Annotated in this window: 25 protein-coding genes and 3 pseudogenes; 10 read left to right on the top strand and 18 right to left on the bottom strand. The window is 70.7% G+C overall.

Annotated elements, in window-relative coordinates; all coding sequences use genetic code 11:
• Nucleotides 1–76 precede the first annotated feature (76 nt).
• From BN159_RS46410 to BN159_RS47865, 5 genes and pseudogenes are all read right to left on the bottom strand, one after another.
• Nucleotides 77–526 carry a hypothetical protein gene (locus BN159_RS46410; protein WP_015657300.1) on the bottom strand — a complete coding sequence of 150 codons (450 nt, stop codon included), beginning with the start codon at nt 524–526 and terminating at the stop codon, nt 77–79.
• Nucleotides 527–547: 21 nt separating this feature from the next.
• On the bottom strand, nt 548–1,399 hold the full coding sequence (locus BN159_RS46405) for a hypothetical protein (protein WP_015657299.1): 852 nt from the start codon (nt 1,397–1,399) through the stop codon (nt 548–550).
• 109 nt (nt 1,400–1,508) lie between these two features.
• A complete protein-coding gene (locus BN159_RS12285) occupies nt 1,509–2,345 on the bottom strand; it encodes an NAD(P)H-binding protein (RefSeq protein ID WP_015657298.1) in 837 nt (278 codons plus the stop codon).
• Nucleotides 2,346–2,467: 122 nt separating this feature from the next.
• Nucleotides 2,468–2,745, bottom strand: a pseudogene (locus tag BN159_RS47545) (hypothetical protein); the annotation flags it as partial.
• A gap of 5 nt (nt 2,746–2,750) precedes the next feature.
• Nucleotides 2,751–3,138: pseudogene (locus tag BN159_RS47865) on the bottom strand (hypothetical protein).
• A 230-nt stretch (nt 3,139–3,368) separates the two neighbouring features.
• On the opposite strand from BN159_RS47865, the pseudogene BN159_RS47730 reads away from it, so the two are divergent.
• A pseudogene (locus tag BN159_RS47730) lies at nt 3,369–3,770 on the top strand (HEAT repeat domain-containing protein); the annotation flags it as partial.
• Here the strand turns inward: BN159_RS47730 and BN159_RS47020 are convergent.
• Nucleotides 3,701–3,889, bottom strand: coding sequence for a hypothetical protein (locus BN159_RS47020; protein WP_231905606.1), 189 nt, complete (start codon nt 3,887–3,889; stop codon nt 3,701–3,703). The pseudogene BN159_RS47730 and the gene BN159_RS47020 overlap by 70 nt on opposite strands.
• 296 nt (nt 3,890–4,185) lie before the next feature.
• On the opposite strand from BN159_RS47020, the gene BN159_RS12270 reads away from it, so the two are divergent.
• Complete coding sequence (locus BN159_RS12270; RefSeq protein WP_015657295.1) at nt 4,186–5,652, top strand: WGR domain-containing protein; 1,467 nt, start codon at nt 4,186–4,188, stop codon at nt 5,650–5,652.
• Nucleotides 5,653–5,668: 16 nt separating this feature from the next.
• Here the strand turns inward: BN159_RS12270 and BN159_RS12265 are convergent, their stop codons facing one another.
• Genes BN159_RS12265 through BN159_RS12245 form a run of 5 tightly spaced genes read right to left on the bottom strand, consistent with a single transcriptional unit; the run spans nt 5,669 to nt 10,434 of the window.
• Nucleotides 5,669–6,301: a hypothetical protein gene (locus BN159_RS12265; protein ID WP_157901092.1), complete on the bottom strand. Its 633-nt coding sequence runs from the start codon at nt 6,299–6,301 to the stop codon at nt 5,669–5,671.
• Nucleotides 6,302–6,352: 51 nt separating this feature from the next.
• The gene (locus BN159_RS12260) at nt 6,353–7,315 is read right to left on the bottom strand and encodes a Gfo/Idh/MocA family protein (protein ID WP_015657293.1); all 963 of its coding nucleotides are present in this window, start codon (nt 7,313–7,315) and stop codon (nt 6,353–6,355) included.
• A gap of 11 nt (nt 7,316–7,326) precedes the next feature.
• Nucleotides 7,327–8,643 (bottom strand): NDP-hexose 2,3-dehydratase family protein, encoded by a 1,317-nt coding sequence (locus tag BN159_RS12255; RefSeq protein WP_015657292.1) that lies wholly within the window; start codon nt 8,641–8,643, stop codon nt 7,327–7,329.
• Nucleotides 8,640–9,602, bottom strand: coding sequence for an aromatase/cyclase (locus tag BN159_RS12250; protein ID WP_015657291.1), 963 nt, complete (start codon nt 9,600–9,602; stop codon nt 8,640–8,642). The genes BN159_RS12255 and BN159_RS12250 overlap by 4 nt, the downstream gene beginning before the upstream one ends.
• A 46-nt stretch (nt 9,603–9,648) precedes the next feature.
• Nucleotides 9,649–10,434, bottom strand: a complete 786-nt coding sequence (locus BN159_RS12245) for an SDR family NAD(P)-dependent oxidoreductase (RefSeq protein WP_015657290.1) — start codon at nt 10,432–10,434, stop codon at nt 9,649–9,651.
• A gap of 234 nt (nt 10,435–10,668) precedes the next feature.
• Between BN159_RS12245 and BN159_RS12240 the strand changes: the two genes are divergently transcribed.
• The 4 genes from BN159_RS12240 (at nt 10,669) to BN159_RS12225 (ending at nt 14,305) form a co-directional block, all read left to right on the top strand.
• The gene (locus BN159_RS12240; protein ID WP_231905605.1) at nt 10,669–11,427 is read left to right on the top strand and encodes a thioesterase II family protein; all 759 of its coding nucleotides are present in this window, start codon (nt 10,669–10,671) and stop codon (nt 11,425–11,427) included.
• 32 nt (nt 11,428–11,459) lie between these two features.
• A complete protein-coding gene (locus BN159_RS12235) occupies nt 11,460–12,728 on the top strand; it encodes a beta-ketoacyl-[acyl-carrier-protein] synthase family protein (RefSeq protein WP_015657288.1) in 1,269 nt (422 codons plus the stop codon).
• Nucleotides 12,725–13,960: a ketosynthase chain-length factor gene (locus BN159_RS12230; RefSeq protein ID WP_015657287.1), complete on the top strand. Its 1,236-nt coding sequence runs from the start codon at nt 12,725–12,727 to the stop codon at nt 13,958–13,960. Before BN159_RS12235 ends, BN159_RS12230 begins: the two co-directional genes overlap by 4 nt.
• A gap of 72 nt (nt 13,961–14,032) precedes the next feature.
• The gene (locus tag BN159_RS12225) at nt 14,033–14,305 is read left to right on the top strand and encodes an acyl carrier protein (protein ID WP_015657286.1); all 273 of its coding nucleotides are present in this window, start codon (nt 14,033–14,035) and stop codon (nt 14,303–14,305) included.
• 57 nt (nt 14,306–14,362) lie between these two features.
• Here the strand turns inward: BN159_RS12225 and BN159_RS12220 are convergent, their stop codons facing one another.
• Nucleotides 14,363–15,100 carry an SDR family NAD(P)-dependent oxidoreductase gene (locus tag BN159_RS12220; RefSeq protein WP_015657285.1) on the bottom strand — a complete coding sequence of 246 codons (738 nt, stop codon included), beginning with the start codon at nt 15,098–15,100 and terminating at the stop codon, nt 14,363–14,365.
• Nucleotides 15,101–15,232: 132 nt separating this feature from the next.
• Between BN159_RS12220 and BN159_RS12215 the strand changes: the two genes are divergently transcribed.
• Both BN159_RS12215 and BN159_RS12210 read left to right on the top strand, forming a co-directional pair.
• Nucleotides 15,233–15,646, top strand: a complete 414-nt coding sequence (locus tag BN159_RS12215) for a nuclear transport factor 2 family protein (RefSeq protein WP_015657284.1) — start codon at nt 15,233–15,235, stop codon at nt 15,644–15,646.
• Between the two features lie 24 nt (nt 15,647–15,670).
• Nucleotides 15,671–16,399 (top strand): SDR family NAD(P)-dependent oxidoreductase, encoded by a 729-nt coding sequence (locus BN159_RS12210; protein WP_015657283.1) that lies wholly within the window; start codon nt 15,671–15,673, stop codon nt 16,397–16,399.
• A gap of 65 nt (nt 16,400–16,464) precedes the next feature.
• Here BN159_RS12210 and BN159_RS12205 read toward each other — a convergent pair whose 3' ends face one another.
• From BN159_RS12205 to BN159_RS12195, 3 genes are read right to left on the bottom strand one after another with little or no spacing between them, the layout of a single operon-like run.
• Nucleotides 16,465–17,616 (bottom strand): nucleotide disphospho-sugar-binding domain-containing protein, encoded by a 1,152-nt coding sequence (locus BN159_RS12205; RefSeq protein ID WP_015657282.1) that lies wholly within the window; start codon nt 17,614–17,616, stop codon nt 16,465–16,467.
• A 46-nt stretch (nt 17,617–17,662) separates the two neighbouring features.
• Nucleotides 17,663–18,115 (bottom strand): hypothetical protein, encoded by a 453-nt coding sequence (locus tag BN159_RS12200; RefSeq protein ID WP_015657281.1) that lies wholly within the window; start codon nt 18,113–18,115, stop codon nt 17,663–17,665.
• Nucleotides 18,116–18,170: 55 nt separating this feature from the next.
• Nucleotides 18,171–19,673 (bottom strand): MDR family MFS transporter, encoded by a 1,503-nt coding sequence (locus tag BN159_RS12195; protein ID WP_015657280.1) that lies wholly within the window; start codon nt 19,671–19,673, stop codon nt 18,171–18,173.
• A gap of 138 nt (nt 19,674–19,811) precedes the next feature.
• On the opposite strand from BN159_RS12195, the gene BN159_RS12190 reads away from it, so the two are divergent.
• Nucleotides 19,812–20,726, top strand: coding sequence for an NADP-dependent oxidoreductase (locus BN159_RS12190; RefSeq protein ID WP_015657279.1), 915 nt, complete (start codon nt 19,812–19,814; stop codon nt 20,724–20,726).
• Nucleotides 20,727–20,743: 17 nt separating this feature from the next.
• Here BN159_RS12190 and BN159_RS12185 read toward each other — a convergent pair whose 3' ends face one another.
• From BN159_RS12185 to rfbA, 3 genes are read right to left on the bottom strand one after another with little or no spacing between them, the layout of a single operon-like run.
• The gene (locus BN159_RS12185; RefSeq protein WP_015657278.1) at nt 20,744–21,715 is read right to left on the bottom strand and encodes an aromatase/cyclase; all 972 of its coding nucleotides are present in this window, start codon (nt 21,713–21,715) and stop codon (nt 20,744–20,746) included.
• Nucleotides 21,712–22,332 carry a dTDP-4-dehydrorhamnose 3,5-epimerase family protein gene (locus tag BN159_RS12180; RefSeq protein WP_197541398.1) on the bottom strand — a complete coding sequence of 207 codons (621 nt, stop codon included), beginning with the start codon at nt 22,330–22,332 and terminating at the stop codon, nt 21,712–21,714. Before BN159_RS12180 ends, BN159_RS12185 begins: the two co-directional genes overlap by 4 nt.
• A 14-nt stretch (nt 22,333–22,346) precedes the next feature.
• Nucleotides 22,347–23,219: a glucose-1-phosphate thymidylyltransferase RfbA gene (gene rfbA, locus BN159_RS12175; RefSeq protein WP_041819142.1), complete on the bottom strand. Its 873-nt coding sequence runs from the start codon at nt 23,217–23,219 to the stop codon at nt 22,347–22,349.
• 114 nt (nt 23,220–23,333) lie between these two features.
• Between rfbA and rfbB the strand changes: the two genes are divergently transcribed.
• Entirely contained in the window at nt 23,334–24,323 is a 990-nt protein-coding gene (gene rfbB, locus BN159_RS12170; protein ID WP_015657275.1) for a dTDP-glucose 4,6-dehydratase, read from the top strand.
• Nucleotides 24,324–24,353: the final 30 nt, after the last annotated feature.

The following is a 24,353-nucleotide window of genomic DNA, read 5'->3' as shown; positions in this document are numbered from 1 at the left end:
GGTGTGCCTACGGTTTTCACCGGTCGGCCGGCAGCTCTGGCACCTCCCGCCCGGTCGAGCAGGGCCCGCATCTCCGTCACGGGCAACGAGGGGTTGGCCGCTGCCGCACTGCCCACCTGCGGGTCGTCGAGCAACTTGACCAGCCGGGGATCGTGGGCCGCCGCCCCGCGCACGCCCGCGTCCGTGTCCCGGCTGAGCGCTCGATCAGGGACGGCGGGGCGGCCGGATCACGCAGCGCGAGAGCGCGCTCCCTCGGATCCTCCGCGTCTGCGCAGCGCGCCGCCTGCCCGGCCGAAGGAAACCCCGGCCGGGAGACGAGCATGCCGACGGCACGGTGCGTGCCGTGCAGATACAGGACGTACAGCAGCTCCGGCGGTGCTGTCGGGCGCCATTCAGCGAGCAACAGCCGTACGGCGAAGTCCTCGTCGTCGGCGAGGAGTTGCACGCAGTCCTCGGGCAGTTTCTCGCAAAGCGCGGCGGTGCGCCGCAGCCAGGTGTGCGCCGAGTGCGCGCAGCGGCGCAGCACGTCCTCGTCCTCGCGCGAGCACTACACCCACTTCAGCACGTCCAGCCGGTCCTCGGGCGCCACCGTCCAGTCGATCGCGGCCCGCTGATCCTCCGTCAGCTCGGGGCGCGCGGAGACGGCGAGCCGCACCTGCGGATCCTCGTGGTGGGCCAGTCGGGCCGCGAGGTCTGCGGGGAACGTCGGGTTGAGCGCGAGTCGGGCCGGATGACTGTCGTCGGCCATCATGCGTTCGGCCAACTCCCGGGTGAGCAGGCCGGTTTCCAGCACGTCCCCGAGCTGCCAGTGGTCGAGCGTCTCGACGAGCCAGGCGGTGCGCTCGGCGTCCTCGTGCATGACGTGCAGCGCGGCGGCGTGACGGATCCCGCGGTCCGGGTCGTCGAGGAGCCTTGCGCGCACGTCGTCGGGGAGTTCGGACCAGACGCGGCGGCACGCGGTCAGCCGGAACACCGGGTCCTCGTGGACGGCCAGCGGCACCAGCACATGGACCGGGACGTGGGCGGACATGACCGTCTCGTGCCGGACCAGGGGCCGCTCGTGGCTCAGCAGTCGCTCGTACGCCCGGTCCGGCAGGGGAGCGACCGTCGCACGGTAGGGGGTCGGACCGCAGGCGACGAGGATGGCGTCCGAGTCCGGGCCGTCCAGGAGCCTGGCCCGCAGCTCGGGGTCGGAACCCCAGCTCTCTGCCAGCGCGGCGCGCACCCGGCGGTCGGGGTGGGTGAGCAGCGCCTCCCCTACCTCGGCGGGCAGTGACTTGCGCCAGACGAGCCGGGTGACGACATCCCAGTCGTGCTCGGTCGGCACGATCCGAAGGAGAACGTCGGCGGGCGCGGACGGATTGGCGGCCAGCCCCGGCACCGCGTCACGTGCGGTCATGCAATCCCCCTGAGATCAAGAAGCGGGGCCGCACCGGAAGCGGTGCGGCCTCACCGAATGATCCACACCGCCCCCGAACACCGCGAACCGGCCTGCAGGTTGGGCGGGGTCAGCCTTTGAAGGCCTCCGCGTGTTCCGCCGACCACTGGGCGAAGGTGCGGGCCGGGCGGCCGGTGACCTTCTCCACGGTGTCGACGACCGTGCGGCCGATCTCGGGGGTGTTGCCGTAGGCCTCGAGCAGGAAGCCGATCACGTCCTCCGGGCGGCCCGCCGCTCGCCATTGCTCCACGGCCTGCTCCTCGGTCAGTTCGATCAGGGCGATCTCCTGGCCGCGGGCGGCGGCGAGGGCGGCCACCTTGTCGCCGACCGTGAGGAGTTCGGGCCCGGTGATGACGTACTCCTGGCTGCCGTGGCCCTCCTCCGTGAGCGCGACCGCGGCGACGGCGCCGATGTCGCCCTCGTGCACCATGGCGCTGAGCCGGGAGACGAACGGCTCCTTGACCTCACCCCGGTTCACGATGCCGTCGGACCATTCCAGCGCGTTGGCCATGAACTCGACCGGCATGAGTACAGTCCAGTCCACCCCGTCGTCCGCGCGCACCGCGTCCTCCAGCCGTGACGGCCCGCCACCGTGCAGCACCGTGACCCGGCGTACGCCGGCCGCGCGGGCCAGTTCCAGGATCCGCGGGCCCGTCTCCAGCGGGGCGAAGTAGGCGCCGCCGAAGGTGATCAGGTGGAGGCCGGTGACGCCCTCCAGGGCCGGGATCAGGCTGTCGGGGTAGGTCAGGTCGCCCTCCACGACCTCGACGTCGGCCGGGAAGTCGGCTTTCGCCGCGTCCCGGGTGAGGGCGCGGACCCGGTGGCCGCGGGCGAGCAGTTCGGTGACGACCTGGAGGCCGACGGTTCCGGTGGCTCCGGTCACAAGGATGTTCTGCGTCTCAGTCATGGAACGACCGTAGGAGGACTTGCGGTCAGCTTCTGTCCTCAAGCAGCGTCAGGCGGCGTCAAGGAACCTCTGGCGGGCTCAATCGCGCTCCAGCGGCGGAGCCTTCAGTGAGGCGAGGTCCGGCAGCCGGTGTGGGTGGAAGGCCGCGAGCCCGGCGCCCGCCAGCCACCAGCCGCGGTCTCCAGCGTGTGCACCTTCCAACCGCAGGCTTCCGGCCGGCGCGGGGCGTGGCGGCGGTGTCGGCCATTGGCGTCGGGTTCTCAGTGTCGACGTCGAGGTCCTGGCTGGGGCGATTCACGAGGCGGTGTGTCCGCACGGCCTATCAACCGGTGAGAATCAGTGGATACGGGGAACCCAGCGCGATCACATCCGTCAGGCACCGCGTGTGCAGCTCCGGCATGTCCGTCACGCGGCTGCCCGGGTGCGGGAGACGAGCTGGGGGAAGGCGTCCTCCCGCACGGGTGCGCACGGTGCAACCGACGAGGGTGCGCAGTACCGGCCACAGCTGGAGGACCAGGTCCTGGTTGAGGTATTGGGGCAGGTCGTCGCACAGGCCCTCGTGCAGGACGGTGCGGTACAGGCCCATGCGCTGGCGTGGCTTGCCCACGTCGTATGAAGTCATCCCGGACCAACCCATGTGCAGCGGCAGTTCCACGACACCGTGAGCCGGCCCTTGCAGCTCGTCCATCGACACGGGCAGACGGCGCCGGAACTTTTCCCCGTACAGCGCGAGGTCCTCAGCGTCCGCGCCAGAGAGGTCCCTCGGCGCGGGCTGCTGTGGGGTGGAGGGCACAACTCCATTGTGGCGGCCGGAGAGGCCACGGGGCACGATGTGCGAGTCGGCGGCCGGAGCGGGCTGTTCGGGGCAGCTTCTTCCGCCCCATGTAGGGAGGGACGGCCGGTCCGGCGTGACGCTCGTTTGACGCTCCGGGCGCCCGCAAGAGGGGCAACAAGCCGACGGACCTGCTCTGACCTGGGCTTTTCCGTGACCCGATCAGGCTGACATCTTTCCGATGACTCATCATGTGGAGTGCGTGGCGATTCTGGAGCCTGCCGCGAAGAAGGGTCGCTGACCTCGATCGCCCGCGTTCACGCACCCCGGCGATGTCAGTGCCGCCGGGCATAGTGCCGTCCGCGGACGAGTCTCGGGGGTTCGGCATGAGCGCGGGTGCGCTGGTGATCGCGCTGGTCCGGCTCGGTGATCCGGCGGCCGTTCCCACGCTTGTCGATCTGCTGGCGCGGGACGGAGAGGCGGGTGGCATTGGCCGCTCCGTTCTCCAGGCACTCGGTGCGTTCGGCGCCACGGCGGCCTCGGCCCTGGCGGCGATCCGCCCCCTGATCCGCTCCTCCGACGGTCACGTCAGGACGGCGGCCGTCGCCGCGCTGTGGGACATCGGCGGTGACTCCGAGGAAGTGTTGCCTCTGCTGTACGAGCTCCTCGCCGAGAGCGCCTGGCCCACGGCCTCCGGAGCCGCCGACGTACTGGGCCGGATCGGGCCGCCCGCCGCACCGCACTGCCCCGCCTCCGGGAACTGCTCGGCCACAACTACGAGTGGGTGCGCGTCCATTGCACCGCCGCGATCTGGGACATCGGCGGCGAGGCCGAAGCGGACACCGTGCTCGACGTGCTGCTCGCCGCGTGGCAGCAGAACGCGACTGGGGGCAGAGCATCGAGAAGGACGAGCAACTTCAGCGGGCGGTACGGGCGTTGCTTGCCCGGCTCTCCTGAGAAGCGGCCCGTGACAGATCCCGGGACGTCGATGTCAGTGGTGGCCGCTAGTTTGGAGTCACTGGAGATCGGCCGCACCGCGGCCGACCGGGCCTTGGTGAGGGGTGTGCTGTGTCCGCTGCGCAGGTACGACAGTCGGGGAACACGACGTATCTGGAGCTGTCCCAGGAAAGCGGCAGCGCCCACAAGTTCTACGAGGTGACCGTCGAGGGCACCACCGTCTCCGTGCGGTTCGGACGGATCGGCGTGGACGGGCAGCGCCAGAGCTCCAGCTTCCCGACGGTCGAGAAGGCACAGGCAGCGGCGGCGAAGAAGATCGCCGAGAAGGTGCGGAAGGGGTACGCGCCCGCTGTCCAAGGGCAGCGCGCCGCCCGGGCTGTGACGCGCCGTCAGGTGACGTCCGCCCCGTCCACAGCGCGGGCGACCGCTCCGGTGCTGTGGCGATTCCGCACGGGGGCCTCGGCGTTCGGCATCCATGTCGACGAGGACCGCTGCTGGGTCGGCAACCAGGAGGGCAGCGTCTACAACCTGAGCCACGACGGTGAAGTGCTGGCGCACTACTCCCTGCCCGACGGCGTGAAGTGCCTGGTGGCGGACGACTTCTGGATCTACGCGGGCTGCGACGACGGCCGGGTGTACGACCTTTCGGCCAAGGTTCCGTTCGCCGCCTACGACATCGCCGCCAACGTGGACATCTTCTGGCTGGACATCCACGCGGGCGTGCTGCACGTGTCCGACCGCGACGGCGGACTGACGGTCATCGACCACGAGGACGAGCTCCAGTGGTCGCGCAACTCGTCCGGGGAGCACGGATGGATGGTGCGGGCCGACGACCGCGCCGTCTACCACGGGCACAGCAGCGGTGTGACGGCCTACGCGGCGGACGGCACCCGCCAGCTCTGGCACACCGCGACCAGCGGCAATGTGCTCTTCGGATGGCAGGAGGAGGACGCGGTCTACGCCGGGACGGGGCGGCGGGTCGTCCAGCGGCTCGCCAAGTCCTCCGGCCTCGTCGAAGCCTCCTACCAGTGCGACGCCGCGGTGTACTCGTGCGCCACGTCCCCCGGTGGGCGGTACGTCTTCGCGGGCGACTCCGCTTCCTCCGTCTACTGCTTCACCGCCGACGGCACGCGGCTGTGGAAGCTCGGCACGGGCGGCGGCTCGGCGCTCTCCATGCAGTACCACGACGGACGGCTCTACACCGTCTCCACCGACGGCTCACTCGCCTGCATCGACGCGAGCGAGGCCGCGATCAACGCCGCCCAGTCGGGCACCGTCCCGGTCGCCGCCGACATCAAGCTGGCGGCCGCCCTGCCGACGTACGCACCGCTGACCACCGCCGACTCCGTCGCCACGGTCAGCGCTGTTCCCGCGGCGGGGAGTGGAGTCGTGGTGGAGTGCTTCGAGCAGGGCGGCCGGGTGCGCGTGCGGGTGATCTCCGACGGCTACGAGCCGAGTTGGAACGTCCAGTTCCCGCGGGCGATCCGCCAGCCCGGGGCCCGCTATGTGGTGGACGCGCTGCACTCCGCCTCGGGTGGTTTCTACCGAGTGCGTGGGGAGATCAGGCGTCTGGTGTGACGGGCGGTCGCCGGGGTCAGTTGGCCAGGGCCGTGCGGTCGACGTAGCCGACCTTCACCGACTTGATGTCGGACAACTCGTGGCCGTCTTCGAGGGGGAGGTAGTCGTCGAACTGGCCCTTGTCGGAGTCGCTCTTGCCGGGGTCCAGGTGCGTCGCACCGATGTAGGTCTGGGTGACGAATTCGCCGTCCTCGTCGAAGCCGTTGATGATGACGGAGTAGTTGGCGGGTTCGTCGCCCTTATTGGTGATCTTGTAGTCGAACTCGTAGGTCGGCTGGGCTGAATCGCCGTACGTGTCACAGTCGTTGTACCCGTACTCGTCGGTGTCGTCGCACTCCTCGTACATGTCGATGTCGTCCTTGACGAGCCTGCCGCCCGAGACCTCGACGTGGTCCAGCGCGTCGCCGTCGCCGGTCAACGCCCACCAGGCGATGCCGCCACCGGCCAGGAGTACGGCGATGGCGGCGCCGACTATGAAGGCACGCCTGCGTCTACGGCCGGGTGGGGCGGCGCCCCAGGGCAGGGGCGCCGCGGGCGGCACCGGGGGCATCGGAGGCAGCGAGGACCCCACGAGTTCGGGCTCGGAGATGGCGGATCGGGGGTCCGGCTGCTGGGGCGCCTTGTCGTTCAAGTGGCTCTGCCTTGTCATGAGGATGGGACACAGGGGCAGAGGAGGTCCGGTCCGCCCACCCCGATGATCTCACCGAGCAGCCGCGTTTCCGATCGCCTCGACGATCCTGCTCTGCGCCACGCTCGTCGCGATGTCCGTGGGGGTGCCGGTGCGGACGGCGGTGGCGAAGCGGGTGAGCGTGTTCGCGCACTGGTTGTCCGGGGTCAGGGTGCGCTGCTCCTGGTGGTTCTGGTGGTCCATGCGGATCACGGGGCGGTGGTCCGCCGGGGTGGTGAAGGCGTGGTCCACTGTTATCTGGCCCTTGGTGCCCAGGAGTTGGTAGCGGGAGACGTAGAAGTGCTCCATGCCGAAGGTGATGTGGGCGGTGATTCCGGTGGCGGTGCGGAGCAGTGCGGCGCCCGCTGTGTCCACGGCATCGGGGGCGCTTCGGCGAAGGCTCGCACCCAGCACCGTCAGGTCGTCGCCCAGGAAGTACTGCGCCGCCCTGATCGGGTAGCCCGCGCCGTCCAGCAGGGCTCCGCCGCCCAGGGCGGTGTCGAGGCGGTGGTCGGTGGGTGGGCGTGGGGGGATCGTGAACGCCGCCTGCATCGTGCGCAGTTCGCCGATTGCGCCTTCGGACAGCAGGGTGCGTACGTACTCGTGCTGGGCGTGGTGGACGAACATGTAGTTCTCCATCAGCGTCAAGCCGGAGGCGCTCGCCCGTGCCGCCAGGGCGGCTGTTTCCTGCGCGTTCGTGGTCAGGGGCTTTTCCGCGAAGACGTGTTTGCCCGCGTCCAGGGCTGCCCGTATCCACGGCGCGCGCAGTGCCGGGGGGAGCGGGATGTACACCGCCTCCACCTCGGGGTCCGTCAGGAGTTCCTGGTAGCCGGTCACCGCTCGGGTGTTGAAGCGGGCGGCTGCCTCCTTGGCCTTCTCGGGGGTGCGGCTGGCGACGGCCACCAGGCGCATCCCGCTCTCCGGGGTCAGGGCGGGCAGTACCTTGCGGATCGCGATGTCGGCGCAGCCGAGCAGGCCCAGGCCCACGGAAGGCATCCGGGTTCTCCCTAGTCCATGAGGCAGGCGAGGAGTGAGCGGGCGACCACGTTGACGTGGTTGCCGTAGCGGACGAAGCCGGTCAGTTGGCGGCGGGTCATCCAGATGTAGTCGTCGGGCAGTTGGGCGGCGGCCCCGAAGTCGTCGGGGACTTCGACCAGTACGTAGCGGTTCTCCGCGTGGTGGAAGCGGCCGCCCTCCTCCGAGAGCACCGTGTCGAAGTGGATGCGGGAAGGCGGGGCGGTGAGGACGTGGTCCAGGAACGGGGGGCGTTGCTGGGGCGGCAGATGGGTGTAGTTGGCGGGGACGCAGTTCACCGTGGGGGACATCTCCACCACGTCCGAGGTTCCTGCCTCGCTCTGGGCGTGGACCAGCACCTGCCAGTCGGCCTCCGGGCTCGTGCGGCGGGCCAGGAACGCGACCACTCCTCGGTCCACCGGGGCCAACAGCGGCTGTGACCAGCGGGCCACCTCGCGGCTGCTCGCCTCCACCTCGACTCCGAGCACGGTGAAGAAGGTTCCCCGCTCGTGCTCGATGCGCTCCGGGCCCCGGCTCCAGCCCTTGACCTGGTTCAGGGGGATGCGGCGGCGTTCCAGTACGTGGTTGCTGCGGGCCTCGGTGAACCAGCTGAGGATCTCCGCCTTCGTGTGCGGTTCGTCGCCGGTGGCGGACTGTTCGCCGTGGAGGAACGGCAGGCCGGACAGGACTGTCCTGGAGTCCATGTTGACTACGTTGTCGATCCGCAGCAGGTCCTTGAGCAGGTCCTGGCTCACCCAGCGGAAGCTGTCGTGTGCGGGGACCTCGGCTTCCTCGGGGATCTCGACGATCATGTTCCGGTTGCGTTTGGCGAGGAACCACGACCCCTGCTCGGACTGGAGGGAGTCGAAGACCCGTCGGCCCTGCCGGGGGTCCACGAAGTACTCCAGGTAGGGGACCGCGCTCCCGCGGTGCACGCGGGTGTAGTTGCTGCGCGTCGCCTGGACCGTCGGGGAGAGCTGGAGCGTGTTCACATTGCCCGGCTCCATCTTCGCCTGCATCAGGAAGTACGGCTTGCCGTCGAACAGCTTGACCAGGATCCCCAGGATGCCGATCTCGTCCTGGATGATGATCGGCTGCGTCCAGGTGCCGACATCCTCGCCCAGGGACGCCTCGATCCCCTCCACGGTGAAGAAGCCGCCGCTGCGGTGCCCGAGATTTCCGGTGCCGGGGTCGAAGTGCCAGCCGTCGAGCGAGTCGAGCGGCACCGGCGTCACGCGGTAGGTGTTCGCCGCGCGCCGCTCGCCGAACCACTCCAGGAACGCGGCGCGGTCCTCCAACACCGCACTCACGGTTGCGCCTTGGCTTCCGCGTAGGTCTTGGCGTGGCCCAGTGTGGCGCGGCTGTTGGTGCCGAGCGCGTTGCGCAGGAAGGTGCGGGCCTCGGGGACGCCCGCGCTCTCGCCCAGGATCGCGTGGATGTTCTCGGTGTTGACGATCACCGTGTGCTGGGAGGTGGCGGTGGTGACGCCCCGGTCGTCCTCGACCAGGGTCCAGCGCCCGGTGTGCAGGGCCATCAGGGCGGGCAGCGTGGTCTGCTTGTAGACGATGCGGTGGTGCGGGAAGCACACGCGGACCGACTCGGTGGTGTGGGACGATCCGTCCTTGGTCAGGGTGTCCATCCGCAGCACCTGGAGGCCGGGCGTCTCCTCGGTCAGGTCGACCTTGGCGACGTGCGGCAGGCGGTCCTTCCAGAGGTTCGCCTCGTTGATGAAGTCGTACACGTCCTTGGCCGAGCCGTTGATCTCGACGCTGTCCTCGAAGGAGAGCATCAGGTCCGGTGCGCCGGTGGCCAGTTCGACGTTGGTCTTCAGCGCGGCAAGTTCCGAGCGGCTGTTGCGGTCCACCGCCTGGTCGATCCACTCCAGGCCGGCCGGGTCGTCGTCCACGGCGCGGTAGTCGTGCAGCAGCCGCAGCCTGGTGCGGCCCGGCTCCAGGGCCTCGGCGATCCAGGTGCCGCCCATCGCTGCCACCGGGGGCGCCGACACCTCCTGGCGGAAGGTGATCCGCAGCGCCTCGGGGTCCAGGACCCGGCGGGAGGTCCAGTTCTTCGCGGTGCCGTTGGCGGTGGCCCAGATCCGGATCCGCTCCTCGTTCCCGGAGTTCGCGGAGTTCCCGGTGTGCTCCACCCGCTCGACGAGCACGGAGGGCGGGAAGATCAGTGGCCAGCTCTCCACGTCGGCGATGAGCCGGTACACCTCGGCTGCCGGAGCCTCGATGGTGATCTCGTGCTCAACCTCGCGTACGGTCATGATCGGTGTCACCTCTCCGAAGTCGGCGGTACCTGAAGGAAGTCGCTCAGAAGTTGCCGAGACCGCCGCAGACGTTCAGCGCCTGCGCGGTGATGGAGGCGGCGGCGTCGGTGACCAGGTAGCCGACGAGACCGGCGACCTCCTCGGGGGTGGAGTACCGGCCGAGCGGGATCTTCGCCTGGAACTTCTCCAGGATCTTCTCCTCGCTGGTGTCGTACGCGGCCGCGTAACCCGACCGCACGCGCTGGGCCATGGGCGTCTCCACATATCCGGGGCAGACCGCGTTCACGGTGATCCCGGTGGGAGCCAGCTCATTGCCGAGGGCCTTGGTGAAGCCGACCACCCCGTGCTTGGAGGCCGAGTACGGGGCGCCGAGCACGACTCCCTGCTTCCCGGCGGTCGAGGCGATGTTGACGATGCGGCCCCAGTCCTTGTGCCGCATCCCGCCCGTGTTCAGCACCTCACGGGTCATCAGGAACACGCTGTTGAGATTGGTGGCGATGACGTCCAGCCACAGCTCGTCCGCGATGTCGGCGGTGACCCCGCCACCGCTGCGGCCGGCGTTGTTGACCAGCACGTCGACCGTGCCGTACCGGTCGGCCGCGGCGCCGACGAAGCGCTGGACGTCCTCGGTGGAACGGACGTCGCACGGGCGGCCGTCGACGTCCAGGCCCTCGTCGCGCAGTTCCTTGACCGTACGCAGCACGCTGTCCTCGGTACGGGCGCAGAGGAAGACCCGGTAACCGCGCTCTGCCAGCAGCCGCGTAGTGGCGAGGCCGATCCCGCTGGTCGCGCCGGTCACCACGGCCGTCCGTGACTCCTGCTCCGACATACATCCTCCTGACGGTGCTCCGGATGGTCCGTACAACGGTCCGAACAACCCGGGGATGCTCACAGCACCGCCTGGAACAGCGCTTGAAGCGACCTCAGGGCCCGGACGACGTTCGGCCCGCCGTGCGCCGCTGTGGCCCCGCACCACTGCCGCTCCATCTGTGGTCGAGGTCGTCTTCTCAGACTGACCCGACTCGCGACGCCCCGAGAGACGCCCGAAGCCACGCCCCAAGAGGTGACGACCCAAGAGGTGGCGATGACCCGGAGTTCCCGATTACCGAAACTCTTCTGTTTCCCGCACGCGGGCGCCGGCACCTCCGTCTTCGGCGGCTGGCCCGCACTGCTGGCCGGCTCGGCGCTGCCGGTACCCGTCCTGCTCCCCGGCCGCGACGGCAGACGCCGTGAACCCCGCGTCACCACGGCCCGCGGACTCTTCGCCGACCTGCTGCGCCACCACGGACCGCCGCCCGAGGAGCCGTACGTACTGTACGGACACAGCCTGGGCGGCCTGATCGCGTACTCCGTGGCCCGTGCCCTGGAGCGGGCGGGCCGCCGCGGGCCGGAGCTCGTCGTGGTGGGCGCCTGTCCGCCGCCCGACTCCCGCACCCCACTCCTGGACGCCTGCGAACTGCCCGACGACCGGCTGCTCGACGTACTGGAGACCTTCGGCGCCGTGGAACCGGGCACCCCACGCGGCGGCATCTGGCAGCGCACGGCTCTCGGCGTCATCCGCGACGACCTGAGGCTCGCCCGCGAGCTGCGCCGGGCCGCCGACGCACCGCTCACCACCCCCCTGCTCACCATCGCGGGCACCGACGACCCGCTGGCCGGTCCCTTGGTGATGGACGGCTGGCGGGCGTGGGCCGACGGCGTCCACGGCCGGCGGACCGTCGTCGGCGACCACCACTTCGTACGGGGCCGAGCCCTGCCCGAACTGCTGGGCCGGCTGTGCAAAGACGTACGACGCCTCTCGCACGCGGACGCAACCCCATAGGAAAGGCAGCCGCTACTCATGAAAGGCAGCCGATGAACCGTCGTGTCGCCATCACCGGGATCGGTGTGGTCGCTCCAGGAGGGGTGGGAACGAAGGAGTTCTGGTCCCTGATCACCTCCGGCCGGACCGCCACCCGGTCCATCTCCACCTTCGACGCCGCGCAGTTCAGGTCGAGGATCGCCGCCGAGGCCGATTTCGACCCGCTGGAGCACGGCTTCAGCCCCGCCGAAGCCGAACGCCTAGACCGCGCCGCCCAGTTCGCCGTCGTCAGTGCCCGCGAGGCCCTGCGCGACAGCGGCCTGGAACAGGGCGTCGACCCGCTGCGCACGGGCGTCACCCTCGGCAGTGCGGTCGGCTGCACGATGGGCCTGGACGCCGAGTACAACGTCGTCAGCGAGGGCGGCAGCAGGTGGGAGGTGGACCACACCCTCGCCGTACCGCATCTCTTCGACTACTTCGTGCCGAGCTCCATGGCCGCCGAGGTCGCCTGGCGCTCCGGCGCCCAGGGGCCGGTGGCAACGGTGTCCACGGGCTGCACCTCCGGTCTCGACTCCCTCGGCCACGCGGTCGAACTGATCCGGGAGGGCAGCGCGGACGTGATGATCGCGGGTGCCACCGAGGCGCCCATCTCCCCGATCACCATCGCCTGCTTCGACGCCATCAAGGCCACGTCGCCGCGCAACGACGAACCCGAGACCGCCTCCAGGCCCTTCGACGCCTCCCGCAACGGCTTCGTGCTCGGCGAGGGCTCCGCCGTGCTCGTCCTGGAGGAACTGGACGCGGCCCGTCGGCGCGGCGCGCACATCTATGCCGAGATCGCGGGCTTCGCCACCCGCTGCAACGCGTATCACATGACTGGTCTCACCAATGACGGCCGGGAGATGGCCGAGGCGATCCGGGTCGCCCTCGACGAGGCGCGGCTCGACCGCACCGAGATCGGCTACGTCAACGCCCATGGTTCGGGCACCAAGCAGAACGACCGGCACGAGACGGCCGCCTTCAAACACAGCCTAGGCAGCCACGCCTACGACATCCCGGTCAGCTCCATCAAGTCGATGATCGGTCACTCGCTCGGCGCGATCGGCTCCCTGGAGGTCGCGGCCAGCGCCCTCGTCATCGAACACGGAGTCATCCCACCCACCGCGAACCTGCACACCGCCGACCCGGCCTGCGACCTGGACTACACCCCGCTCACCGCCCGGGAACAGCGCACCGACGCCGTCCTCAGCGTGGGCAGCGGCTTCGGCGGCTTCCAGAGCGCGATGGTCCTGATCCGCCCCGAGAAGGGAGACGCACGATGACAGCCCCCACGGCCGGCGCACCCCCCGTCGTCACGGGTATGGGCGTGGCCGCGCCCAACGGCTTCGGGCGGGAGACGTGGTGGCAGGCGACCCTGGCCGGGGCGAGCGGGATCCGGGAGATCAGCCGTTTCGACGCCGACCGGTATCCGGCCCGACTCGCCGGGGAGGTACGGGACTTCGACCCGGCCGAGCACACCCCCGGGCGGCTGATGCCGCAGACGGACCACGTCACCCGGCTGGCGCTCGCCGTCGCGGACGAGGCCCTCGCCGACGCCGATGTCGACACCGCCGCACTGCCCGACTACGCGGCGGGCGTGGTCACCGCCAGCTCCGCGGGCGGCTTCGAGTTCGGGCAGCGGGAGCTCGAAGCGCTGTGGAGCAAGGGCGGGCGCTATGTCAGCGCGTACCAGTCGTTCGCCTGGTTCTACGCCGTCAACACCGGCCAGATCTCCATCCGGCACGGGCTGCGCGGCCCCAGCGGGGTGCTCGTCACCGAGCAGGCCGGCGGGCTCGACGCGGTGGCCCAGGCCCGTCGGCAGGTCGTGCGCAAGGGCATCCGCCTCGTGGTCACCGGCGGCGTCGAGTCCGCGCTGTGCCCCTGGGGCTGGGCCGCCCAGCTCGCCGACGGCCGCCTCAGCACGGTCGCCGATCCGGCCGGCGCCTACCTCCCGTTCTCCGCCGACGCCTCCGGGCACGTCGCCGGTGAGGGGGGAGCGCTGCTGGTGGTGGAGGACGCGGCGGCGGCCCGGGAACGGGGTGCCGACATCTACGGGACCATCGCCGGGTACGCGGCCACCTTCGACCCGGCCGCGCAGCCCGGTGAGGGTTCGCGACTGCAGGACGCCGCCGAACTGGCGCTGCGGGACGCGGGGTTGACCGCCGCAGACGTGGACGTGGTGTTCGCGGACGCGGCGGGCGGCGTCGCCGACGACCGTACGGAGGCTCTGGCCCTCGCCGCGCTCTTCGGTCCGAACGGCGTTCCGGTCACCGCACCCAAGACGATGACCGGCCGGCTGTCCTCGGGCGGTGCCGCACTCGATCTGGCCGCGGCCCTGCTCTCCCTGCGCGACCAGGTGATCCCGCCGACCGTCAACGTCGACGGTCCCGCCCCGGGTCTGCCCATCGACCTGGTGACGGGCGAGCCCCGCCCCGCGGCGCTGCGCACCGCACTGGTGCTGGCCCGCGGCCGGGGCGGTTTCAACGCGGCGATGGTGGTGCGCGCCCCGGGCTAGGGCCGACCGGCCCTGAGCCCGTGCCGCCCGACCCGCGACCCCACACAACCCCACGTAGGAGACGGAGAGACCATGCCGACTGAACTCACTCTCGACGATCTGACCACGCTGCTCCGGGACTGCGCCGGAGCGGACGAGAGCGTCAATCTGGACGGCGACATCCTCGACAAGACGTTCACCGAGCTGAACTACGACTCCCTGGCCGTGCTCCAGACCACCGGCAAGATCGAGCGCGAGTACGGCATCGAGGTCGACGAGGACGCCGTAGCGGTCGCGGAGACCCCCCGTCAGTACCTCGCCGCGGTCAACGCGGCGCTCGCCGACGACGGGGCGGCGACTGCCTGATCCGCACGACGGCCGGCGCGGTCAGTGTCGGCCGTCGTGCGAACCCGGGGTGCCCGACTACCAGTTGAGGCCCCCGTTCACCTCCAGCACATGCCCGTTCACATACGAGCTCTCCGCCCCCGCAAGGAAGAGCGCGGCGGCGGTGACCTCGTCGGGGGAGCCGAGGCGCCCCATCGCGAGCTTCGGCGCGTACAGCGCCCACACCCGCTCGTTGTCCTTGATCGAGCGGGTCATGCCCTCGTCGATCAGGCCCGGGCACAGCGCGTTGACGGTGATGCCCTTCGGCGCGAGCTCCACCGCCGTCACCCGGGTGAACATCTCCACCGCCGCCTTGGTCGCCGCGTACGCGGACGCGCCCGGGGCGACGCGGGTGGCCAGCGCCGAGGACAGGTTGACGATCCGTCCGCCGTGCTCGCTGCGCTCCAGGTACGGCACCGCGGAACGGGTGCAGTGGAAGACCCCGCCGAGGTTCGTGGCCATGGTGTCCGCGAAGTCCGCGGGGGCGAGCTGCGCCGCCGGTCCCGGACGGCTGACCCCGGCGTTGGCCACCACGATGTCCAGGTGGCCGAAGTACTCGGCGGCGGCGCGCATCAGTTCGTCCACCGACTCGGGGTCCCGTACGTCCGCCTCGTGCACGATCACGTCCCCGCCGCTCTCCACGAGGTCCGCGCCGGCGCTCTTGTCCCGGCCCGCCGCGACGACCTTGCAGCCCTCGCTCGCGAACGCCTCGACGATCCGTCGGCCGAGCCCCTTGGTGCCGCCGGTGACGACCGCGACCCTTCCGTCGAGCCTCATGAATTGTCTCCCTCCCGAGGTGGGTTGTCGTGGGAAGGGTCGGCCCAATCGCTGTGTGATGAATCGAGTTCACCTTGAGAGCCGGCTGTCAGTCTCGGCCCGGCACCCGCCGATACAGAGGAGAAGAACTCCATGACGGGCAGTCTGTTCCAGCAGATCCAGCAGTTCTACGCCCGACAGATGCGGCTGCTCGACAACGGCGCCGCCGAGGAGTGGGCGGACACGTTCACCGAGGACGGCGTCTTCGACCAGAACGTCGCCGAACCGCTGACCGGCCGCGTGAACATCGCCGTGGCCTCCCGGAAGCGGGTGGACCAGATCGTCGCCGAGGGCATCACCCGCCGCCACTGGCTGGGCATGCTCGAAGTGGATCCCGAGGACGAGCAGGGCGTCGTACGGACGCGGTACTACGCCTTCTCCATGGCCACCGAGCGCGGCGGCCGGCCGCAGATCACGGCGAACACCTACGCCGAGGACACCCTGGTCCGCCACGAGGACGGCTGGCTCGTCCAGTACCGGCGGGTCACCCACGACGGTACGGCCTGACTCCTACGCCTCAAGGAGGCACACATGTCCACGCAGCGGGTCGCCCTGGTGACCGGTTCGACGTCCGGGATAGGCGAGGCGACCGCGAGGACCCTGGCCGCCGCCGGCTACCGGGTCGCGGTCAACTCCCGCAACTCGCCGAAGGAGGGCAAGGAACTCGCCGACTCCCTGCCCGGCGCCGTCTATGTGCAGGGCGACATCGCGGTGGAGGAGCAGGCGGCCCGGATCGTCGACACGGTGATCGAGCGGCTCGGCCGGCTCGATCTGCTGGTCAACAACGCGGGCGCCACCCGGCTCATCCCGCATGCCGACCTCGCCGCGGCCACCCCGGCGATCTGGCGCGAGATCCTGGACGTCAACGTGGTGGGCACCTGGCAGATGAGCGTGGCGGCCCTGCCCCACCTCAAGGCCGACGGCGGCGGAGCCATCGTCAACATCTCCTCCATCGCGGGCGTCAAGCCGACCGGCAGCTCCATCCCGTACGCCGTCAGCAAGGCCGCGATCAATCATCTGACCCGGCTCCTGGCCAATGTCGCCGGGCCGGAGGTCCGGGTCAACGCGGTCGCCCCCGGGCTCATCGACACGCCCTGGACCGCCGACTTCACCGGCCCGCGCGAGGCCGTGAAGGCGGGCGCCCCGCTGCGCCGGATCGGCACCCCCGAGGACGTGGCGCAGTCCGTGCTGACGCTGGCCGAGGCCGCGTACTCCACGGGTGTGGTGCTGCTGGTGGACGGCGGTATCCACAACCTCTGAGCGGCGGGAACACCGAAGAGAAGAGGGGCCGACAGCGATGTCGGCCCCTCATTCCGTGGCGCGGCTCAGGAGGCCCCGAACGCCTCCAGCTCACCCACCAGTCGGGCCGGGGACGGCTGCCGCCTGACCTCCTCGGCCACCTGCTGGGCGGCCGCCCGCAGCGAGTCGTCCGTCAGCAGCCGCTCCAGCGTGCCGGTGGTGACCTCGTGCGGGTCCACGGACAGCCCCGGGCCCGCCCGGTCGATGACGTCCGCGTTGACGAAGTTGTCCGCCCCGTGGGGCAGCAGCAGTTGGGGCAGACCGAAGGTGAGCGCGGTGAGGGTGGAGCCGGAGCCGCCGTGGTGCACGGTGGCGTCGCACCGTTCCAGGAGCGCGTTGAGCGGCAGCCAGCGCACGACCCGTACGTTCCCCGGCAGTTGCGGCAGGTCCTGCTCGCTCATCCCGGTGACGACGAAGTCGGCGTCGGTCTCGGCGGCGGCCCCGAGCAGCTTCTCCAGACCGCCCGTGCCCAGCATCCTGGGCACGATGGTGCCCAGGGACACGGCGACCCGGGCGCGCGAGCGGGGGGCGGTGAGCCAACCGGGCAGTTCACCCCCGGCGTTGTAGGGGATGTACCGCATGTTCCAGCCCTCGCCCTCGCCCCGCATCAGGCTCGGCGGTGCCACATGCAGGACCGCGTGGGCGGGCAGTTCCACGGGGACGCCGTGCCGTTCGAAGGACGGTGCCAGGTAGGGCAGGAAGCCCTGGGCGAAGCCGCCCTCGCGCAGCATCCCGAAGCCGTGCTCCACGGCCGGCACCCCGAGCCGCCGCGCGGCGAGCAGGCCCGCGCCCTGGAGCCGGCCGTGGACGACCAGATCGGGCCGCCACTCCTCGGCGGCCTTGAGCGTGCCGTCCGCCATGAGGTCGCTGACGGTCGCGAACCGCTCCAGCATCGCCGGGGTGGTGGCGCCGCCCGCCTTGACGATGGCCTGGCCGCGCACCTTCATCTGCGCCGCCAGCTCGGCCGGCGAGAGCTGGGGCCCGCCGCCGAAGACCCGGTCGAAGTCGGTGCCCGGGGACACGTCGACGACCGGCAGGCCCGCCTTCACGGCCGCGTCCACGGCCGTGTCGGACGAGGCGACGAGCACCTCGTGGCCCGCGGAGCGCAGCGCCCAGGCCAGTGGGATCACCGGGAAGAGATGGCCCAGGGCGGGTGGGGAGGCGAACAGCACGCGCATGGCCGGAACTCCGTTCGTCGATGGTCGTCGGTGCTCGTCGATGCCGTTACGAGGTCCGGGTCGCGACCACGTCCACCGTGAAGCTGCTCACGACATTGCCCTGGAGGTCGAGGACGTTGGACACCCCGTGCGAGGTCCAGTGGTCCTTGTCGCTCAGCACGGCGTCCTGGTGCCCGACGACCGAGCCGTCGACATTGCCGCTGGAGTCCTTGTGCGGGTGCTTGATGTCGTACGAGAACGTCGTCCTGCCCGTGCAGTACCAGGTGTCGGTGTCGTTGCCCATGGTTCCGTCGGCGAGGAACGTGAAGCCGGTGGTACCGGAGCTGGGGATCGAGGTGGTCACCTGGGCGCTCCAAGTACCCACCGGGGAGTACGACTTGGCCGCTGTGGTGTCCGCCTGCGCGGCGCCGGCGGCCATGAGCAGCGAGGGGACGGCCAGCGCGGTGACGGCCAGCGAGCGCAGGACACGGCGACGGGTCTGGGGAGTTCGGGCGGACATGGCAGCTCCTCTTTCCGAAAGATTTCCGACTGAGTGGCCCTAGCGAGGCGCAGCCTTACGGCCGCCGCTCGAAATCCGCTGACGCGGGGCTTGAGCCGTCGTCCGTCTCCGGAGGCTCGGTGTCCTCGGTCTCGCGGGGGCGGCCGGGCAGGAACAGGGCCGGGACGAGGGCCACGGCGCTGAGCCCGACGGTCCACCAGAACGTGGTGTTGAACGCGTCGGCGAGGGCCGCGGCGGACGGCTCGCCCGCGCCGTCCGCCCCATTGATCTGCCCCTGGAGGAGCACGGCGAGCGCGGCCGTGCCCAGGGAGCCGCCGATGCGCTGGACGATGACGAGCGCGGGGGCGGCCCGGGGCACGGCGTCCTTGCTCAGCGAGCGGTAGGCGCAGGCGGTCAGGGGGGTGGCGACGGCGCCGAGGCCCAGACCGCGCAGCACCAGCGAGCCGGTCAGCAGGGCGTCGCCGGTGTCGGTACCGGCTCCGGTGAAGGCGAGGGTGCCCGCGACGGTCAGCGCGATGCCGGTCAGCACGATCCAGCGGGGGCCGAAGCGATCCACCAGCGCCCCGGCGAGGGCGAGCGCGATCACCGTACCGGCACCCTGCGGGGCCAGCATCAGCCCGGCCCGCAGCGCGTCGTGGCCCTGCACCTGCTGGTAGTAGAGGGGCAGCAGGAACATGGCGCCGAACAGGGTGGCGCCGAGCAGGAACAGCAGCCCGGACGACAGGGCGAACGCCCGGTTGGCGAACAGCCGCAGATCGACCAGCGGAGCCAGTGCCCGCGGGCGCAGTGCGCGCAGGACGAACACCGCCAGCAGGGCGGCCCCGCCGCCGACGAAGCCCAGGACCCGGCCGGAGCCGAAGCCGTCCTCGGACTCCTCCAGCACGGACAGTCCGTAGAGCAGCGCGGTCAGTCCGGGGGAGAGCAGCAGCAGTCCGAGGACGTCGAGGCGGCCGGACTCACCGGGGGCGGGGGTGTCCTTCTCCAGGGCGAGCCAGGCGAACACGATGGCGATCGCGCCGAGGGGGAGGTTGACGTAGTAGATCCACCGCCAGCCCAGGTCGTGGACGAGCAGACCACCCACGCTCGGACCGACGATCGGCGCGAGCTGGGTGGGCACGCTGACCAGCGTCATCACCCGGCCGATCCGCCGTGGTCCGGCGGCCCGCACCAGCAGGATCTGGGCGAGCGGCGGGATGAGCCCGCCGCCCAGGCCCTGTAACAGCCGGAAGGCGATCAGGCTCTCCACCGACCAGGCCGCGCCGCACAGGGCCGAGGCCGCGACGAACAGCGAGAGCGCGAACAGCCACATGCGCCGGGCGCCGAAGCGCTCCGCGGCCCAGCCGGTCACCGGGACGACCATGGCGAGCGCGAGCAGATACCCGGCCGCGACCCACTGGAGCGAGGAGAGCGAGGCGGAGAACTCCCGGCCGACACTGTCCAGCGACACCGAGACGATGGTGGCGTCCATCGCCGAGAGAAAGGCGCCGCACACGATGATCGCGCCGAGTCTCACCAGCCGCGCATCGAGCCTGTCGCCGGTGTCGGCGTTGTCAGCCATGGGTTCTCCCCGGTTTCCGAGACACGTTCCGATACACGTTCCAAGAGACGTTCCGAGAGACGCTTGAGCGTCTCAACTGCCAAGCATCGTAGGGTGGTTGGGAAGTGAGGACCGGATGTGGAACGGGAGGAAGACCGCATGGCTACGGCAATCGTGTTCTCCGCGTACGGGGGTCCCGAGGTTCTGGGGCCGCTGGAGATCGAGGAACCGGTCGTGGGACCCGGCGAGGTACGGGTCCGGGTCCGCGCCGCCGGGGTCAATCCGGTCGATGTGAAGCTGCGCCGCGGGGACTTCGCGGGCATGGTCCCGGTGGCCTTCCCCCAGCGGCTCGGCAACGAGTTCGCCGGGATGATCGACCGGGTCGGCGCGGACGTCACCGGCTTCGCCGTGGGCGACGAGGTGCTCGGCTTCACGGCCATGGCGGCCTACACCGAGGTCCTCACGGTCCCCGCCGACTCGGTCACCGGCAAACCGGACGCACTGTCCTGGGAGGTGGCCGGAGCGCTCTCCGCCGTCGGCCAGACCGCCTACAACGCGCTGCGCGAGCTGAAGGTCGCCTCCGGCGACACCCTGCTGGTGCACGCCGCGGCCGGGGGAGTGGGCACCGTGGCGGTGCAGCTCGCCCGGCGCCTGGGCGCGCGGGTCATCGGTACGGCGAGCGAGCGCAACCACGATCATCTGCGGTCCCTGGGCGCGGAACCGGTCGGCTACGGCGACGGACTGGTCGAGCGGGTGCGGGCGCTGGCCCCCGAGGGCGTGGACGTCGTCCTCGACGCGGTCGGCGGCGCCGCCGTGGACGCCTCGTTGGAGCTCGTCGCCGACCGCGCCCGGATCGGCACCACCGTGGACCAGAAGGCGGCCGACGAGCACGGCATCGTACGGCTGCGGGGCGCCCGTTCCGCGGCGATCCTCGCCGAGCTGGCGGACCTCGCGGCCCGGGGTGAACTGGTGCTGCCCATTGCCGCCGCACACCCGCTGACGTCGGCCGCCGAGGCCCATCGCGAGGTCGAGACCGGCCATGTGCGCGGCAAGGTCGTACTCACCGGCGACTGACCGGCACACCGGTGTCCTCACCCGCCCCCGTGCCGTCGGTGCTCGGCGAACTCCTTCGCCCGCGCCAGCACCTCCCGGCTGCTGGTGCTCAGCGCCCGCCGGGTGAAGTCACGGGCCTGTTCCACGTCCGCCCCCTCGCCCAGCACACTCGCGATGCCGGACTCGGACAGGACCACGGTGTGCCGGGAGGACACCACGGCCCCGTCTCCGTCGGCCGTCACGGTGTAGCTGCCGGTGTGCACGGCGGCCAGCGGCGGCAGCAACTGATGCCGGTACACGATCCGGTCCGGCGGGAAGCACACCCGGACGACCTTGGAGGGGTGGTCCACGCCGCGCTCGGTGTGGGTGACCCAGTCCAGCAGCTGCACGTTGTCGCCGCCCTCGCGGGCGTCCACCGACACGATGTGCGGAATGCGCCCGGGCCAGGCGGCCGCGTCGGCGAGGAACTCGTAGACGTCCGCGACCGATCCGTCGACCCGCGCCGTGTCCTCGATCTCGGTCACCAGCCGCTCGTCGGCGGCCTCCCGCTCGGCCGCCTCCTTGAACGCGGCGAGTTCCGCCGTACTGTTGCGCTCCAGGGTCTCGGCGATGAACTCCAGCGTGGCGGGCTCGTCCGTGGCCGGCCGGCAGTCGTGCAGCAGCCGCACCCGGCACGCCCGTTCCGAGAGCGGCTCCACGATCCAGGAGCCGCCCATGTCGGCGACCGGCGCCTGGGTCGTCTCCTGCCGGTAGTCGACCCGCAGCTCCCCGGGGCGCAGCACGCGCAGCGCCACCCAGGGGAACACCCGCTCGCCCGAGGTCAGCCAGACGCCGACACGTTCGCTCGTACCGTCGCCGTCGCTGGAGAACTGCTCCATGTGCACGATGTTCGGGAAGAGCCGCGGCCAATGGGTGACGTCGGAGAGCAGCCGGTACGCCAGTTCGGCCGGGGCGGCGACCTCGGCGCGGTGCTCCACCTCGTACACCTCGGTCCTCGCCGGCGCGCTCATGCGGAGGCTCCCTTCGCGGCGGCCTCGGCGTCCAGGCTCGCGGTGAAGCGCCGACAGGCCTCGTAGTCCGGCAACAGGCCCTCCGCGCCGAGCTGTTCGAGGGTCGGCGCACCCGCGTCGCGCTCGGACAGCCGCGGCTCGCCGAGCGCGGGCCAGTCGATGTCCAGGTCGGCGTCCATGGGGTGGACGGCCCGCTCCCGCTCGGGGGCGTAGACCGCCGAGCAGAGATAGGCGACGGTCGCCTCGTCGGTGAGCGCGCAGTAGCCGTGGCCCAGACCCTCGGAGATGTACACCGCCTTGCGGGTGTCGCCGTCCAGTCGCACCGCCTCCCACTTCCCGAAGGTCGGAGAGCCCTCCCGGCAGTCGACGATGACGTCGAGCACCGCGCCCGCGGGGCAGGTCACGAACTTGGCCTGGCCGGGCGGCACATCGGCGAAGTGGATGCCGCGCACCACCCCGAGCGAGGAGACCGCGAGGTTCGCCTGGCGCAGGTCCAGCGGATGCCCCACCGCCTCGGCGAGGTGGTCGAAGCGGTACCACTCCATGAACCGGCCCCGGGCGTCCTGGTGCTGCTGGGGAGTCACCTCCCACAGACCCTCGATCGACAGCGCCTTGATCTGCACGGTGCCTCCTACGGGGCGGACGGCTGGAGGAGTTCGAGCAGATACTCGCCGTATCCGCTCTGCATCAGCGGCTCGGCGAGCCCCGCCAGCCGGTCGTCGTCGATCAGCCCGGCACGCCAGGCGGCCTCCTCCACACAGCCGATCATCAGCCGCTGGCGGGCCTCCAGGACGCGGACGAACTCACCGGCCTCCACCAGGGAGGTGAAGGTGCCGGTGTCCAGCCAGGCGGTGCCCCGCTCCAGCACGGTGACCCGGAGCCGACCGCGCCGAATGTACTCCGCGTTGACGTCGGAGATCTCCAGCTCGCCCCGGGCGGAGGGGCGCAGCTTGCGGGCGATGTCGACCACGTCGTTGTCGTAGAAGTACAGACCCGGCACCGCGTAGGGGGACTTGGGCCGCTCGGGCTTCTCCTCGATGGAGGTCGCCCGGCCCTGGTCGTCGAACTCGATCACGCCGTACGCGGTGGGGTCCTTCACCTGGTGGGCGAAGATCCAGCCCCCGGTGATGTCCTGCCGGGACCGCAGCTGGGTGCCGAGTTCGACGCCGTGGAAGATGTTGTCGCCCAGGATCAGGGCCACCGGCTCGTCACCGATGAACTCGGCACCGATCAGGAAGGCCTGGGCGATTCCTTCGGGGCGGCCCTGAGTGGCGTACTCCAGGCGGAGCCCCCATTGTGAACCGTCGCCCAGAAGCCGTTCGAACTGTTCCCGCTCGTGGGGCGTCGTGATGATCAGTATCTCCTGGACACCCGCATTGATGAGGGTGGTCAACGGGTAATAGATCATCGGTTTGTTGAACACTGGCATGAGCTGCTTGGAAACCGCCTGGGTGAGGGGCCGTAATCGCGATCCCGTCCCGCCGGCGAGAAGTATGCCACGCATATCCGGCAGCATAGGCGCAAGCAACTGCCGCCGTACACACGGGCGGTGTTGAAGTCCACTCGCCCGCGAGCAGGTCACCACCGCATATTGAGCCGGTGACAGCAGTCTCCGGACATGAGGATTCTCGTCACCGGCGGCGCCGGTTTCATCGGCTCCAATTTCGTGCGAAATCTGCTCTCGGGACATTATCCAAAGATCCCGAATCCGAAAGTAACGGTACTGGACGCCCTCACCTACTCGGGCACGCTCACCAATCTTCGGCCGGTGGCGGACCATCCCGGATTCACGTTCGTCCAGGGAGACATCCGCGATGTGGAACTGGTCGACTCCGTGGTGCCCGGCCAGGACGCGGTGGTGCACTTCGCCGCCGAGTCCCACGTCGACCGCTCGATCCACGGGGCGCTGCCCTTCGTCACGACGAACGTGACCGGCACCGCCGTCCTGCTCGACGCCGCGCGGGCGCATGGCACCGGCCGCTTCGTCCATGTCTCCACGGACGAGGTGTACGGCTCCATCCCGACCGGCTCCTGGCGCGAGGACCAGCCGCTCGCCCCCAACTCGCCCTACGCCGCGAGCAAGGCGGGCTCGGATCTGCTGGCCCTCTCCTACCACCGCACCCACGGCCTGGACGTGGTGGTGACCCGCTGCTCCAACAACTACGGGCCGCACCAGTTCCCGGAGAAGGTCATCCCGCTCTTCGTGACCCGGCTGCTGGCCGGACAGGATGTCCCGCTCTACGGCGACGGCGGCAACGTACGCGACTGGCTGCACGTCGACGACCACTGCGCCGGGATCGAGCTGGCCCTGCGCGGGGGCCGGGCCGGGCAGGTCTACCACATCGGCGGCGGCACCGAGCTGACCAACCGTGAGCTGACCGGACTGCTGCTCGGGGCCTGCGGCGCGGGCTGGGAGCGGGTGCGCGCGGTCGAGGACCGCAAGGGGCACGACCGCCGGTACTCGCTCGCCATCGGCAAGATCCAGGAGGAACTGGGCTACCGGCCCTCGATCCCCTTCGCACAGGGGCTCGCCGCCACCGTCGACTGGTACCGGGACAACGCGTCCTGGTGGGAGCCGCTGCTCGACCGGGCGGCGCTCGGCGTGTGAAAGGGCCGCGACAGGAACGTGCCGTCCCGG

It is taken from the genome of Streptomyces davaonensis JCM 4913 (assembly GCF_000349325.1).
Taxonomy (GTDB): Bacteria; Actinomycetota; Actinomycetes; order Streptomycetales; family Streptomycetaceae; genus Streptomyces; species Streptomyces davaonensis.
The sequence above is the reverse complement of the archived record's forward strand: the minus strand, read 5'-3'. Positions and strand labels throughout refer to the sequence as shown.

Bases quoted from the DNA above. Each gene is read 5' to 3' on its own strand.
- BN159_RS12230 (WP_015657287.1), top strand. From the start codon at position 12,725: ATGACAGCCCCCACGGCCGGCGCACCCCCCGTCGTCACGGGTATGGGC.
- BN159_RS12245 (WP_015657290.1), bottom strand. From the start codon at position 10,434: ATGTCGGAGCAGGAGTCACGGACGGCCGTGGTGACCGGCGCGACCAGC.
- BN159_RS12250 (WP_015657291.1), bottom strand. From the start codon at position 9,602: ATGACCGTACGCGAGGTTGAGCACGAGATCACCATCGAGGCTCCGGCA.
- BN159_RS12210 (WP_015657283.1), top strand. From the start codon at position 15,671: ATGTCCACGCAGCGGGTCGCCCTGGTGACCGGTTCGACGTCCGGGATA.
- BN159_RS12220 (WP_015657285.1), bottom strand. From the start codon at position 15,100: ATGAGGCTCGACGGAAGGGTCGCGGTCGTCACCGGCGGCACCAAGGGG.
- BN159_RS12285 (WP_015657298.1), bottom strand. From the start codon at position 2,345: ATGACTGAGACGCAGAACATCCTTGTGACCGGAGCCACCGGAACCGTC.
- BN159_RS12190 (WP_015657279.1), top strand. From the start codon at position 19,812: ATGGCTACGGCAATCGTGTTCTCCGCGTACGGGGGTCCCGAGGTTCTG.
- BN159_RS12215 (WP_015657284.1), top strand. From the start codon at position 15,233: ATGACGGGCAGTCTGTTCCAGCAGATCCAGCAGTTCTACGCCCGACAG.
- rfbB (WP_015657275.1), top strand. From the start codon at position 23,334: ATGAGGATTCTCGTCACCGGCGGCGCCGGTTTCATCGGCTCCAATTTC.
- BN159_RS12260 (WP_015657293.1), bottom strand. From the start codon at position 7,315: ATGCCTTCCGTGGGCCTGGGCCTGCTCGGCTGCGCCGACATCGCGATC.
- BN159_RS12185 (WP_015657278.1), bottom strand. From the start codon at position 21,715: ATGAGCGCGCCGGCGAGGACCGAGGTGTACGAGGTGGAGCACCGCGCC.
- BN159_RS46405 (WP_015657299.1), bottom strand. From the start codon at position 1,399: ATGACCGCACGTGACGCGGTGCCGGGGCTGGCCGCCAATCCGTCCGCG.
- BN159_RS12265 (WP_157901092.1), bottom strand. From the start codon at position 6,301: ATGACAAGGCAGAGCCACTTGAACGACAAGGCGCCCCAGCAGCCGGAC.
- BN159_RS12200 (WP_015657281.1), bottom strand. From the start codon at position 18,115: ATGTCCGCCCGAACTCCCCAGACCCGTCGCCGTGTCCTGCGCTCGCTG.
- rfbA (WP_041819142.1), bottom strand. From the start codon at position 23,219: ATGCGTGGCATACTTCTCGCCGGCGGGACGGGATCGCGATTACGGCCC.
- BN159_RS12235 (WP_015657288.1), top strand. From the start codon at position 11,460: ATGAACCGTCGTGTCGCCATCACCGGGATCGGTGTGGTCGCTCCAGGA.
- BN159_RS12195 (WP_015657280.1), bottom strand. From the start codon at position 19,673: ATGGCTGACAACGCCGACACCGGCGACAGGCTCGATGCGCGGCTGGTG.
- BN159_RS12225 (WP_015657286.1), top strand. From the start codon at position 14,033: ATGCCGACTGAACTCACTCTCGACGATCTGACCACGCTGCTCCGGGAC.
- BN159_RS12205 (WP_015657282.1), bottom strand. From the start codon at position 17,616: ATGCGCGTGCTGTTCGCCTCCCCACCCGCCCTGGGCCATCTCTTCCCG.